At 62.9% G+C, this 13,852-nt stretch carries 11 protein-coding genes; 6 read left to right on the top strand and 5 right to left on the bottom strand.

The annotated features are described in order from the left end of the window. Positions 1–22: 22 nt before the first annotated feature. The 5 genes from pyrR to gshB form a co-directional block, all read right to left on the bottom strand. Positions 23–529, bottom strand: a complete 507-nt coding sequence (gene pyrR / locus AC1RAC_RS16110) for a bifunctional pyr operon transcriptional regulator/uracil phosphoribosyltransferase PyrR (protein WP_019817751.1) — start codon at positions 527–529, stop codon at positions 23–25. Positions 530–661: 132 nt separating this feature from the next. Continuing rightward, positions 662–1,099 (bottom strand): Holliday junction resolvase RuvX, encoded by a 438-nt coding sequence (gene ruvX, locus AC1RAC_RS16115; protein WP_003195067.1) that lies wholly within the window; start codon positions 1,097–1,099, stop codon positions 662–664. After that, positions 1,099–1,668 (bottom strand): YqgE/AlgH family protein, encoded by a 570-nt coding sequence (locus tag AC1RAC_RS16120; RefSeq protein WP_017139445.1) that lies wholly within the window; start codon positions 1,666–1,668, stop codon positions 1,099–1,101. The genes ruvX and AC1RAC_RS16120 overlap by 1 nt, the downstream gene beginning before the upstream one ends. 173 nt (positions 1,669–1,841) lie before the next feature. Beyond that, positions 1,842–2,747, bottom strand: a complete 906-nt coding sequence (locus AC1RAC_RS16125; RefSeq protein ID WP_034128937.1) for an energy transducer TonB — start codon at positions 2,745–2,747, stop codon at positions 1,842–1,844. Between the two features lie 77 nt (positions 2,748–2,824). Continuing rightward, a complete protein-coding gene (gene gshB / locus AC1RAC_RS16130; RefSeq protein WP_089041473.1) occupies positions 2,825–3,778 on the bottom strand; it encodes a glutathione synthase in 954 nt (317 codons plus the stop codon). 238 nt (positions 3,779–4,016) lie between these two features. On the opposite strand from gshB, the gene pilG reads away from it, so the two are divergent. From pilG to AC1RAC_RS16160, 6 genes are all read left to right on the top strand, one after another. Continuing rightward, entirely contained in the window at positions 4,017–4,424 is a 408-nt protein-coding gene (pilG, locus tag AC1RAC_RS16135; protein WP_014720321.1) for a twitching motility response regulator PilG, read from the top strand. A gap of 46 nt (positions 4,425–4,470) precedes the next feature. Further along, the gene (gene pilH / locus AC1RAC_RS16140) at positions 4,471–4,836 is read left to right on the top strand and encodes a twitching motility response regulator PilH (RefSeq protein ID WP_014720320.1); all 366 of its coding nucleotides are present in this window, start codon (positions 4,471–4,473) and stop codon (positions 4,834–4,836) included. A gap of 11 nt (positions 4,837–4,847) precedes the next feature. Then, positions 4,848–5,372 (top strand): chemotaxis protein CheW, encoded by a 525-nt coding sequence (locus AC1RAC_RS16145; protein WP_089041472.1) that lies wholly within the window; start codon positions 4,848–4,850, stop codon positions 5,370–5,372. After that, positions 5,369–7,420, top strand: a complete 2,052-nt coding sequence (locus AC1RAC_RS16150; RefSeq protein ID WP_034128934.1) for a methyl-accepting chemotaxis protein — start codon at positions 5,369–5,371, stop codon at positions 7,418–7,420. Before AC1RAC_RS16145 ends, AC1RAC_RS16150 begins: the two co-directional genes overlap by 4 nt. 175 nt (positions 7,421–7,595) lie before the next feature. Continuing rightward, positions 7,596–13,415, top strand: a complete 5,820-nt coding sequence (locus AC1RAC_RS16155; protein ID WP_492616760.1) for an Hpt domain-containing protein — start codon at positions 7,596–7,598, stop codon at positions 13,413–13,415. Next, positions 13,408–13,852 (top strand): chemotaxis protein CheW (locus tag AC1RAC_RS16160; RefSeq protein WP_492616761.1); only part of this gene is annotated, 445 nt, incomplete at its 3' end. The genes AC1RAC_RS16155 and AC1RAC_RS16160, both read left to right, overlap by 8 nt.

Below are 13,852 nucleotides of genomic sequence, written 5' to 3' on the forward strand. Positions count from 1 at the left end.
CGGGGACTCTTTACAAGGCGGTTTAAAGGGCAAGGTCTTGCAGTTCGAGTTCGAGCGGCGTGGGACCGGACAATTTTACCCGCTGCTGGGGGGCAAGCGACAGGGTCGCGCCTACGACGTCCGGGCTGATCGGCAGTTCGCCGGCATCCAGGTCCAGCAGGCACACCAGGGTCACGCTGGCCGGGCGGCCATAGTCGAACAGTTCGTTCATGGCGGCGCGGATGGTGCGGCCGCTCATCAGCACGTCGTCGATCAGTACCAGGTGCTGGCCTTCGATCTCGAAGGGCAGGGCCGAAGGGCGTACTTGTGGATGCAGGCCGTTCTGGCTGAAATCGTCGCGGTAGAAGGACACGTCCAAGGTGCCCAGGGGCGAATCGCTGCCCAGTGCTTCCAGCAATGCCTGGGCCACCCACACGCCACCGGTGCGTATGCCGATAAAGCGCGGTTCGCTGATGGCACGGTGTTCCAGGTGCGCCTTGAGGCGTATCGCCATCTGGCTGATCAGTTCGGCAGGGTTCGGCAAGCTCATGGTGGCTCCTTATCAAGTGTGTAGGAGCGAGCTTGCTCGCGAAAAACTCATGGGCACCGCGTTCATCCAGCCTTCTCGCGGTATCGTTAACGTTCTTCGCGGGCAAGCCCGCTCCCACAGGATCGCGGCGGGTCAGGATTCAAATAAAGCGGTGTTTTCATCCAGCCAGCCCTGCAACAGCAAGGCCGCGGCGATGGCGTCTACCGGGTTGTCGCGGTAACTGCCCTTTTGCCCGCCACGGTCGCGGCGCTCCCCCTTGGCTTCGAAGGTGGTGAGGCGTTCGTCGTGGGTATAGAAGGGCAGGTTGTAGCGGCCATTGAGGCGGCGCGCGAACTTCTCGGCGCGCAGGCACATGTCACTGGGGGTGCCATCCATGTTCAGGGGCAGGCCGACCACTACCGCGTCAGGCTTCCACTCTTTGATCAGGGCTTCGACCTGGTTCCAGTCCGGCACGCCGTTCTGGGCCTTGAGGGTGCACAGCTCGCGGGCCTGGCCGGTGATGACCTGGCCAACCGCTACGCCGATCTGTTTGGTGCCGTAGTCAAAACCGAGGATCAGACGCAAGGCCATCAGGCGTGCCCCGCCTGGCTGGTCAGCAGGCTGAGGTTGACCCGCAGCTTGGCTGCTGCCGCTTCCAGGCGCAGTTCGCTGGCGGTGTTGAACAGGATGTCAGCGTCGAACGGGCAGGTCAGCCAGGCATTGCTGGCCAGTTCGGCCTCCAGTTGCCCGGCTTCCCAACCGGCGTAGCCCAGGGTGATCACACTTTGCTCAGGGCCGACGCCGTCGGCGATGGCGAACAGCACGTCCTGGGATGTGGACAATGACACACCCTCAAGGTCTACCGTGGCCTGGAACTTGGGCCCGGTGGGGTGCAGCACAAAACCGCGATCGGTCTGCACCGGCCCGCCGATGTAGATCGGTACGCCCTGGCAACGCGCCGGCGGGTCGATTTCCGGGCGCAGTTGCTCAAGGATATCGGCCAGGTTCAGCTCCTGCGGGCGGTTGACCACCAACCCCATGGCACCATTGGCCGTGTGCTCGACGATGTAGGTCAAGGTCTGCGCAAAGTTCGGGTCGGCCATATGGGGCATGGCGATCAGGAATTGGTGCTTGAGGTAGGTCGGGCTGACGTTTTTCATGTCCGCTAGTGTGGCGTTGGAGGGGCGAACTGACAAGTGCGGGCGCGAGCCTGGTCGCTGATCGTTCCCATGCTTTGCGTCGGAATGCATCCCGGGGCGCTCCGCGTCCCAAGAGCAGACGCAGAGCGTCCATGGCGGCATTCCCACGCGGAGCGTGGGAACGATCTGTGTGATCAGTTGCTGGACAACCGGTCGCCCTTGGCGAACCGCCAGGTGCGGATGATTTCCAGGCGGTCCACGTCGCTCAAGTCGCCGCTGAACGGCGCAAAGGGCGCGGCCAGGCGCACGATGCGTTGCGCAGCCTGGTCCAGCAGCGGCTGGCCGGAGGACTCCAGCACCTGCACCTCATACAGCGAGCCGTCACGGTTGATCGACACCAGCAAGCGCAAATTGCCATAAATCTGCTGGCGCCGCGCCTCGTCCGGGTAATTGAGGTTGCCGATGCGTTCGACTTTCTTGCGCCACTCGTCCTTATACCAGGCACCTTTATCGCGCATGGTTGAGGCGGCGTTCAGGCGGTAGATGCGCGGGCGCTTGGCATAAAGCTGTTGCTCATGGGCCAGTTCGGCTTCCAGGCTGGAAATTTCGTCGGATAACGTCGAGCTGTCGAACGTCGGCGCAGGTTTCACTGGCTCGGGCTTGGGTTCGGTCTTGGCCTTTTCGCGCTGGGTCGGGGCTTTTTGCGGTTTGGGCGCGACAGTGGTCACCGCGGCCTTGGGCGTGGCCTGCCTGACCTCAGGCTTGGGCGCTGGCGGCGGAGTGACCTTCTTGACCTGGTTGTCATGGAAGGGCGCTACCTCGGTGGTCTTGGGCACTGCTTTCTTGTCGAGGGTGCCGCTGCCCTGTTGGTTGTCCTGGGCGAGAAAGTCAGCCTTTTCGGGCTTCTTTTCGCTCTTGAACGTGGCGAGAGTGATTTCCAGGGTCTTGGTGATCTGCTTGGGTTCGACCAGGGTGAACCCCACACCCAGGAGCAGGGCGAGATGAATCAAGGCAGCGAGAAACAGGGTAAAACCGAGACGATCGGCCGGGCGCACGCCGCTGGGGGAGAATTCGGGGGGCAGATCGGACGGGAGTGTCATGACAAGAAAACCAACATCGCGCGTTTCACAGGTGGCGCATGATAACGCAATGTTGGTAGGTGTCCGGCTGTTCTATGTCACTTGGCTTGTAGCTTGCGTTCAATGGCGGCCATCAGCATTTCGCCGATGTTCGTGCCAAATGCGTTGTCGATCTCGCGAATACAGGTCGGGCTGGTGACGTTGATTTCAGTGAGGTTCTCGCCAATTACGTCTAGTCCGACAAATAGCAGACCTTTTTCCCGCAGGGTTGGACCGACTTGAGCGGCAATCCAGCGGTCTTTTTCTGATAACGGCCGCGCTTCACCGCGACCACCGGCGGCCAGGTTGCCACGGGTCTCGCCGGCTGCCGGGATGCGCGCCAGGCAATAATCCACCGGCTCGCCGTCAATCATCAGGATACGCTTGTCGCCATCCTTGATCGCCGGCAGGTAGGCCTGGCCCATGATCTGCTGGGTGCCCAGGGCGGTCAGGGTTTCGAGGATCACCGACAGGTTCGGGTCGCCGGCGCGGTGACGGAAGATCGAGGTGCCGCCCATGCCGTCCAGCGGCTTGAGGATCACGTCGCCATGCTTGGCGGCGAATTCACGCAGTACATCGGCGCGGCGGCTGACCACGGTCGGTGGCGTGCACTGCGGGAACAGGGTGGCGAACAGTTTTTCATTACAGTCGCGCAGGCTTTGCGGCTTGTTGACGATCAACACGCCCGCGCGTTCGGCCTGCTCCAGCAGGTAGGTGGAGTACACAAATTCCATGTCGAACGGCGGATCCTTGCGCATCAGGATCACGTCGAGGTCGCTCAGCGGGCTGTCGATTTCGTCAGAAAGCTCGAACCACTTCTCGGGGTTGGCAAACACCTGCAGCGGGCGCATGCGTGCGCGGGCCTCGCCGCCACCCTGGTAAAGGTCGCGCTGCTCCATATAGAACAAGGTCCAGCCGCGGGCCTGGGCGGCCAGGAGCATGGCCAGCGAACTGTCCTTTTTATAGGAAATGCTGGCGATAGGGTCCATGACAATGCCGACGCGAACGCTCATGGGGATTTCCTCTAGCAAATTAGGGCGCATAAAAGTGGCGTCAGAGTGGCGCTGCGGCTGTTGTGGGTCAAGGAAAAACCACTGGGCGGGTGCCTCGATAGATTGCGCCAGGAGACTGTGCTAAAAAGGCTGGCACGGCGCAGCAGCCCTTGAATTCCAAGGCTTGCGGCGTTCATCCTGTGCAACATCAGGCAGTACACACCGAAAACCGATTCGCTGTGGCGATGGTAGAGCAGATATGGAACAGCATTCCAACGCCTTGAAGGTGATGGTGATCGACGATTCGAAAACGATCCGCCGCACCGCCGAGACGCTGTTGAAGAACATGGGGTGCGAGGTCATCACGGCGATCGACGGTTTCGACGCCCTGGCCCGTATTGTCGATCATCACCCGCACATTATCTTTGTCGACATCATGATGCCGCGCCTGGACGGCTACCAGACCTGCGCCCTGGTGAAGAACAACCCGGCGTTCAAGTCGATCCCGGTGATCATGTTGTCTTCCAAGGACGGCCTGTTCGACAAGGCCAAGGGGCGCATCGTGGGTGTCGATCAATTTTTGACCAAGCCTTTCAGCAAGGAAGAACTGCTGGGGGCGATCAAGGCCTACGTGCCTGGGTTCGCCGCAGTAGAACAAGCACACTGACGCCGCCTCACGAGGGCCGGCGCCGACCAATGTAGCGGGGAAAACCATGGCACGTGTTCTGATCGTCGACGATTCGCCGACTGAAATGTACAAACTCACCGGCATGCTGGAAAAGCATGGCCACCAGGTGCTCAAGGCCGAAAACGGCGCGGACGGCGTGGCCCTGGCCCGTCAGGAAAAGCCCGACGCGGTGCTGATGGATATCGTGATGCCCGGCCTCAACGGCTTCCAGGCCACGCGCCAGTTGTCCAAGGAGCCGGAAACCAACGGTATCCCGATCATCATCATCACCACCAAGGACCAGGAAACCGACAAGATCTGGGGCGCACGCCAGGGCGCCAAGGACTACCTGACCAAGCCTGTGGATGAAGAAACTCTGATTGCCACCCTGAACAAGGTGCTGGCCGGCTAAGGCTTGCGATCATGACCGAGTCGCAAACCGCCTTCGAACTGCTGCTGGACATCGACCGCCGCTGCCGCTTGCTGGCCGCGGACCTGCCGTCCCAGGAAACGCGCCTGCAACGCTGGAGCGGCATCGCTTTCCGCATAGGGCCAAACGCCTACGTGGCGCCCATGGGCGAAGTCGCCGAGGTGTTGCATGAGCCACGTTGCACCGTGATGCCGGGGGTCAAGCCCTGGGTCAAGGGCGTGGCCAACCTGCGCGGGCGCTTGCTTCCGGTGATGGACCTGGGCGGTTTCCTGGGCCTTGAGTTGTCCAGGGCGCGCAAGCAACGGCGGGTGCTGGTGGTGGAGTTCAACGACCTGTTTGTCGGGCTGCTGGTAGATGAGGTGGTAGGCATGCAGCATTTCCCATTGGATGCCTGGGTGGCGAGCGCTGCCTCGAGCGCGCCGTTTATTCAGGGCGAGTTCGACGGCGACCCGCCGTGGCAAGTCTTCAGCCCCTTCGCCCTGGCCCAGGCCCCTGGCTTCATGGATGTTGCCGCATGAGCACCGCTACCACGCCCAAACCCCAGGCCGCTTCGCGCAGCCGTTCGCAGATCATCGTGCTGTTTATCGCCTTGATCGTGTTCATCATGCTGCTGTTCGCCAACTTCGCGTACCTCAACACCCAGTCCACTTACGATAAGCAGTACATCGGCCACGCCGGTGAGCTGCGCGTGCTGTCCCAGCGCATTGCCAAGAACGCCACCGAGGCCGCTGCCGGGAAAGCGGCGGCGTTCAAGCTGCTGGGCGATGCGCGCAACGATTTTGCCCAGCGCTGGGGCTACCTGAAAAAAGGTGACCCGCAAACCGGCTTACCGGCGGCGCCCAGTGCGGTGCGCGCCGAAATGCGGGCGGTGCAGACCGACTGGGAGGCGTTGCTGAAAAACACCGACGCCATCCTGGCCAGCGAGCAGACCGTGTTGTCGTTGCACCAGGTGGCGGCGACCCTGGCCGAAACCGTACCGCAACTGCAGATCGAGTCGGAAAAAGTCGTGGATATCCTGCTGCAACGCGGCGCCCCGGCCAGCCAGGTAGCCTTGGCCCAACGCCAGTCGCTGCTGGCCGAACGTATCCTGGGGGCGGTCAACACGGTGCTGGCGGGGGATGAAACCGCCGGGCAGGCCGCCGATGCCTTCGGTCGCGATGCCAACCGTTTTGGCGTGGTGCTCAATGGCATGCTCAACGGCAACCCGGGGCTGCGTATCACCCAGGTCGAAGACCCGGATGCCCGGGCGCGGCTGGCGGACATCGCCGAGCTGTTCGAATTTGTCTCCGGCTCCGTGGATGAAATTCTCGAGACCTCGCCGCAGTTGTTCCAGGTGCGCGCCTCGGCGAGCAATATTTTCAACCTGTCGCAAACCCTGCTCGATGAAGCCTCGCACCTGGCCACGGGTTTTGAAAACCTCGCCAGCGGGCGCAGCTTCGACACCATCGGCGGTTACGTGCTGGGCTTGCTGGCGCTGGCCTCGATCATCCTGATCGGCCTGGTCATGGTGCGTGAGACCAACCGCCAACTGCATGAAACCGCGCAGAAGAACGAGCGCAACCAGAACGCGATCATGCGCCTGCTGGATGAAATCGAAGACCTGGCTGACGGCGACCTCACCGTCACCGCCTCGGTCACCGAAGACTTCACCGGCACCATCGCAGACTCCATCAATTATTCCGTGGACCAACTGCGCGACCTGGTCGCCACCATCAACCTCACTGCCGGGCAGGTCGCCGGTGCCGTGCAGGACACCCAGGCCACCGCCATGCACCTGGCCCAGGCGTCGGAGCATCAGGCCCAGCAGATTGCCGAAGCGTCCACGGCGATCAATCAGATGGCGCAGTCCATCGACCAGGTGTCGGCCAACGCGGCCGAATCCTCGGCGGTAGCTGAACGCTCGGTAGAGATCGCCAACAAAGGCAACGAGGTGGTGCACAACACCATCCACGGCATGGACAACATTCGCGAGCAGATCCAGGACACCGCCAAGCGCATCAAGCGTTTGGGCGAATCGTCCCAGGAAATTGGCGACATCATCAGCCTGATCGACGACATCGCCGACCAGACCAACATCCTCGCTCTCAACGCCGCGATCCAGGCCAGCATGGCCGGCGACGCCGGGCGCGGTTTTGCGGTGGTGGCCGATGAAGTGCAACGGTTGGCCGAGCGCTCCTCGGCGGCCACCCGGCAGATCGAAACCCTGGTGCGCACTATTCAGGCCGACACCAACGAAGCGGTGATTTCCATGGAGCAGACCACCACCGAAGTGGTGCGCGGCGCACGCCTGGCCCAGGACGCCGGGGTGGCGCTGGAAGAGATCGAAGGCGTGTCGAAAACCCTGGCAGCGCTGATCCAAAGTATTTCCAACGCGGCGCAGCAACAGACCTCATCGGCGGGGCAGATTTCCCTGACCATGAACGTGATCCAGCAGATCACCACCCAGACGTCGTCGGGTTCCACCGCCACCGCCGAAAGCATTGGTAACCTGGCGAAGATGGCCAGCCAGTTGCGCAGGTCGGTATCGGGTTTCACCTTGCCGCCGCCCAAGCAGGTCGATGATTGAAATACGACCTGAAGAACACCACAGTCCAACTGTGGCAGATGGCTTGCCTGCGATAGCGGTCTGTCAGATACAGAAATAGTGCTGACCCACCGCTATCGCAGGCAAGCCAGCTCCCACATTGGATCTCCATTGTTTGTGAGATACCAGCAACTCATGAATTCTAAGCGGAGCAGTTATGGTTGATCGGCACGACTATGTGGCCCTCGAATGGGTCAAGGGCGATATTGCCGAAACCCTGAAACAGGCCCGGTCGGCGCTGGACGCGTACGTTGAAACCCTTGACGACGACGCCCTCAACCAATGCCTGGCCGGTATCCACCAGGTGCATGGCGCGCTGCAAATGGTCGAGTTCTACGGCGCGGCGCTGCTGGCCGAAGAGATCGAAGAACTGGCCCTTGCGCTCCAGGCCGGGCACGTCGGCCAGCGCGATGAAAGTATCCGCCTGCTGCAACAAGCCCTCGGCCAACTGCCGCTGTACCTCGACCGCGTGCACAGTGCTCGCCGCGACTTGCCGCTGGTGGTGCTGCCGCTGCTCAACGACCTGCGCAGCGCCCGTGGTGAAAGCCTGCTATCGGAAACCAGCCTGTTCAGCCCGCAACTGCTGTCGATCGAGCCGTTGCCTGAGCAAGCCCTGGCCCAACGGGCCACGCCGGATCTGCATGAGCAGTTGCGCCAATGGCGCCACCTGCTGCAACAAGCCCTCGCCGGATTGCTGCGTGAAGACCACGGCCCCAGCAACCTGGAAGACATGGCGCGGGTGTTCGCACGCCTTGAAGCGCTATGCCAGGGTGCGCCGCTGCTGCCGTTGTGGCAGGTCACCTCGGCGCTGGTCGAAGGCATGCTCACCGGCGTGGTCGCCAACAGCCCGGCGCTACGCAGCCTGCTCAAGGCCAGCGACAAGCAACTCAAGCGCTTGCTGGTTCAAGGCATCAATGGCATCAACCAGCCGGCACCGGACGAGTTGCTCAAGAGCCTGTTGTTCTACGTCGCCAAAGTCACCCGGCCGACGCCGCGCATGCAGAGCCTGAAGGAGCGCTACGGCTTGGACGAAGCCTTGCCCGACAGCGCCGTGGTCGATGCTGAACGTGCACGGCTGGCCGGGCCGGATCGCAATGCCATGGGCTCGGTACTCGGGGCGTTGTGTGAGGAACTGGTGCGGGTCAAGGAACGCCTGGATCTGTTCGTGCGCAGTGATCGCCAGCACACCCAGGACCTCGATCCGTTGCTGGCGCCGTTGCGGCAGATAGCCGATACCCTCGCGGTGCTGGGTTTCGGTCAGCCGCGCAAAGTGATCATCGACCAACTCGCCGTGGTGTTGAGCCTGGTCCAGGGGCAGCGCGAACCCAATGACGCGGTGTTGATGGATGTGGCCGGCGCGTTGCTGTATGTCGAAGCGACGTTGGCCGGGATGATCGGCACCGTCGAACCGCAAAGCAGTGAAGACAGCCGCTTGCCCACCACCGACCTGACCCAGATCCATCAGTTGGTGATTCGTGAATCGTGCCAGTGCCTGCGCCAAGCCAAGGAGCTGGTGATCGACTGCATTGAGGCTGATTGGGATCGTCAGCGCCTAGAGTCCTTGCCCGAGCTACTGAGCCAGGTGCGTGGTGCTCTGGCGATGATTCCCTTGCCGCGTGCGGCGAGCCTGATGCGCGGTTGCACCGATTACGTCGACGAGCAATTGATGATCAGCGAGGCCGCCCCTTCGGCGCCACAACTGGCGCATTTCGCCGAGGTGGTCAGCAGCCTGGAGTACTACCTCGAGCGCATGCTTCAAGACCCTGACGCGGCAGGGGAAAAAGTGCTGGAGTTGGCCACCCAGGGCTTGAACGCATTGGGCTACCTGCCGGTGGAAAAACCCTGGCGCCAGGCCCTGGCTGCGCCTGAGGGGGCGCTGTCCACCGAGGCTGCGCCAAACCAATCCCAGTTCGATGCCTTGGCCAGCCCTGCATCACGTCTCAACCCTCCAGCCTTGCAGCGTCCCGGTAGCCTGTTGCCGCCGCCGGCCGGTGAAGAACCGATTGACGATGAACTGCGCGAAGTTTTCCTTGAAGAAACCGATGAAGTCCTCGACGTGCTGCATCGCTACCTGCCCGACAGCGCGGACAAAGCCGCCCAGGGCGAAATGCGCCGGGCTTTCCATACCCTCAAGGGCAGCGGCCGCATGGTGCGCGCCCTGGTGCTGGCCGAGCTGGCCTGGGCCGTGGAGAACCTGCTCAATCGCGTGCTGGAACGCAGCTTAGTCCTTGGCCCTGAGGTGCAGCAGGTGTTGGATGAGACCGTGGCCCTGCTGCCGGAGCTGATCGCCGATTTCGCTAGCGACGACCAGCGCCAGCGCGATGAAGTCGACGCCTTGGCCGCCCGTGCCCATGCCCTGGCCAGTGGCGCTGCAACGTCGACCACCGAGCCCCATGACCCAATGCTGCTGGAGATCTTCCGCAACGAAGCCCAGGGCCATCTGGACAGCCTCGACCACTTCCTGCAACAGGCCGCCGAGCAGGTGCCGCTGCAGGTCAGTGATGAACTGCAACGCGCCTTGCACACCCTCAAGGGCAGCGCCTACATGGCCGGCGTGTTGCCCATTGCCGAACTGGCGCGCCCGTTGGATCACCTCACCCGTGAGTACAAGGCCCACCGCGTGCCGCTGGGCAAGGACGAAGTGGCGTTGTTGCTTGAGGCACAAGGGCTGTTCCAGCGCGGGGTGCGTGACCTGGACAACAATCCCCTGGCGCCGATCCACGGCGCGGCCAGCGTGATCAGCCGCACCCAACACCTGCTGGAGCATCAACTGGCCGCCTTGCTCGACGCCCCCACGGCCGGCCTGCGCGTCAAGCGTGACCCGCACTTGATCACCAACTTCCTGGCCCAGGGCATGGACATCCTGCTCGACGCCGAAAGCCTGCTGCGTCGCTGGCAGCAACACCCCGGCGACCGTCTGGAACTCACGGCGTTGCTGGACGAACTGACCACCCTGGGCGAGGGTGCGCACCTTGCCGACCTGCATCCTATCGACGCGTTGTGCGAAGCCTTGCTCGACCTGTATGGCGCGGTAGAGGAAAGCAGCCTGGCAGTCAGCGCCCGGTTCTTCCAAGAGGCTGAACAGGCCCACGACGCGCTGATCAACATGCTCGACCAGTTGGCCGCCGGCCAGGAAATCAGCCCCGCGCCTGCACGGCTGCAGGCGTTACGCGCGTTGCTGGACGAAGCCTTGGACCCGTCCGCCACAGGCCTGATCAAAAGCGACGGCAGCCGCGCCCTGAGTATCTCCGAATTGGGCGCGGCCACCGCGCAGCTGGATCACGCCACCGCGATGGACGACGAGATTGTCGAGATCTTCCTTGAGGAGGCCGTAGACATCCTCGACAGCGCCGGCCAGTCGCTCAAGCGATGGTTACTGGAGCCCGACAGCGCTGCGCCCTTGTCCTCGTTGCAGCGGGATCTGCACACCCTCAAGGGCGGCGCGCGCATGGCCGAAATCGACCCGGTGGGCGACTTGGCCCACGAGCTGGAATGCGTTTATGAGGGGCTGGTGGACCGCCGCTATAGCTACTCTGTCGAGCTATCCCAGGCACTGATGGCCAGCCACGAACGCTTGGCTCAACAATTGGAAGAGCTGCAACAACAGCAACCCCTGAGTGACGGCGCCGAACTGGTCGAAAGGCTGCGGGAATTGCGCCAGGCCAGCAGCCCGGCAGCGCCGGCTGCGGTGGCGCCAGCCTCGGGTGCCGACCCGGAATTGCTGGATATATTCCTCGAAGAAGCAGCTGATATCCTCGACAGCTCAGGCAGCGCGCTTTTGCGCTGGCAGGACGAGCCGGGCAATCGCCAGGAAGTGGAAACCCTGCTGCGTGACCTGCACACCCTCAAGGGTGGTGCACGCATGGTCGAGATCGGGCCGATCGGCGATCTGGCCCATGAGCTGGAGTTTCTTTACGAAGGGCTTTCCGCCGGTTTGCTCGCGCCGACCCCTGAGTTGTTCGCACTGCTGCAAGGTTGCCATGATCGCCTGGCGCAAATGATCGACGCCGTGGCCGAGGGATTGCCGGTGGGTTCGGTGGATAAACTCATCGAGCGCATCAAGAGCCTGGTGCACCCCAGTGATGAGCCGGTCACACCGGTGGCGCTGCCGGCGGGCAAGGCCGAAGCGGTCGCCGACCCGGCCGCCGACATGGTGAAAATCTCTGCCGACTTGCTCGATGACCTGGTCAACCTGGCCGGCGAAACTTCGATCTTCCGTGGGCGTATCGAGCAGCAAGTCAAGGATGCGCGCATTGCCTTGAGTGAGATGGAAACCACCATCGAGCGCATGCGCGACCAATTGCGCCGGCTCGACAGCGAAACCCAGGGCCGCCTCTTGAGCCGCCAGCAAGCCGAGGCCGAACGCCTGGGCTACGAAGAGTTCGACCCGCTGGAAATGGACCGCCACTCGCAGTTGCAACAGCTGGCCCGTGCGCTGTCCGAATCTGCCTCCGACCTGCTCGATCTCAAAGAGACCCTTGAGCGTCGCAACCAGGATGCCTACAACCTGCTGCAGCAACAGGCACGCATCAACACCGAATTGCAGGAAGGCCTGATGCGCACGCGCATGGTGCCTTTCGAGCGCATGTTGCCACGCCTCAAGCGCATCGTGCGGCAAGTGGCGGGCGAGTTGGGCAAGGACGTGGAGTTTATCGTCGGCAATGCCGAAGGCGAGATGGACCGCAATGTGCTGGAACGCATGGCGGCCCCCTTGGAGCATATGCTGCGCAACGCGGTCGACCACGGCCTGGAGTCCCGCGAAGTGCGGCTGGCTGCGGGTAAACCGGAGAAGGGCCGCATCACCCTGGACCTGACCCACGAAGGCGGTGACATCGTCTTCGACATGCGTGACGACGGCGCCGGCGTGCCCCTCGAAGCGGTGCGACGCAAGGCGATCAAGCGCGGCCTGCTCGCGCCCCATCAAGAGATCAGCGACCGTGACGTGTTGCAGTTCATCCTGCAGCCGGGCTTTTCCACCGCCGAAAAAATCACCCAGATTTCCGGGCGCGGCGTGGGCATGGACGTGGTGCATGAAGAAGTGCGCCAGCTCGGCGGCTCGATGGTGATCGACTCGACGCCGGGCATGGGCGTGCATTTTCGCATTCGCCTGCCGTTTACCGTGTCGGTCAATCGTGCGCTGATGGTGCACTGCGCGGACGACCAATACGCGATCCCGCTCAACACCATCGAAGGCTTGGTGCGCGTGCTGCCCCACGAATTGGCGGGGCACTACCAGCAAGACCCGCCGCACTATGAATACGCCGGCCAGCGCTACGAGTTGTTCTACCTCGGTGACCTGCTGCACACCGCCAGCCGCCCTAAACTGCTGGGCCAGTACCAGCCGGTGCCGGTGCTGCTGGTGCACTGCAATGAACGCCGCGTGGCGGTGCACGTGGATGCCATGGCCGGTACCCGCGAGATCGTGGTCAAGGGCCTGGGCCCGCAATTCTCCGGGGTGCAGGGCGTGACCGGCGCGACCATCCTGGGCGACGGCCATGTGGTGCTGATCATCGACCTGCTGGCGCACATCCGCGCTCGGCAACCGGCCTTGCCGGCCCAGGCAGTGGATGCGCCGCTGATCCTCAACGACCCACTGAAAAAACGCCCGCTGCTGGTGCTGGTGGTGGACGACTCGGTCACCGTGCGCAAAGTCACCAGCCGCCTGCTGGAGCGCAACGGTATGAACGTGCTTACCGCCAAAGACGGTATCGACGCCCTCGCCATCCTGGAAGAACATACCCCGGACCTGATGCTGCTTGACATCGAAATGCCGCGCATGGACGGCTTCGAAGTGGCCATCCAGATACGCAACGACCCACGCCTGATGCGCTTGCCGATCATCATGATCACCTCACGCACCGGCCAGAAACACCGCGACCGCGCCATGGCCATTGGCGTCAACGACTACCTCGGCAAACCGTACCAAGAGTCGGTGCTGCTGGAGAGCATCGCCTACTGGAGCAAGTCCCATGCTTGAGCACCGCACCAGCCAACTCACCGGCCTGCTGCTGCCCCTGGCCGACCGCCACTTGGTGCTGCCCAACGTTGCCGTGGCCGAACTGATCGATTTCCAGCGTGGCGAACCGGCCAGCGATGCGCCGCCGTGGTATCTGCGGCAAGTGACCTGGCGCGATCGGCAAATTCCGTTGATCAGTTTTGAGGCTGCCTGCGGCGAAGCCAGCATGACGGGCGAACGCTCGCGCATCGTGGTGTTGAATGCACTGGGCGGGCGGCCGACATTGAAATTCATTGCACTGGTGATCCAGGGCATTCCCCGCTCATACAAGCTCGATAGCGAATTGAGCTACGTGGACGTGCCCCTGTGCCCGCTGGAACTGGCGGCGGTGCAAGTGGGGGAGCAGGTGGCGAAGGTGCCGGACTTGATGGGGCTTGAAGCGCTGCTGGTAGAGTCCG

Source organism: Pseudomonas sp. GW823-FHT02F05 (assembly GCF_058797315.1).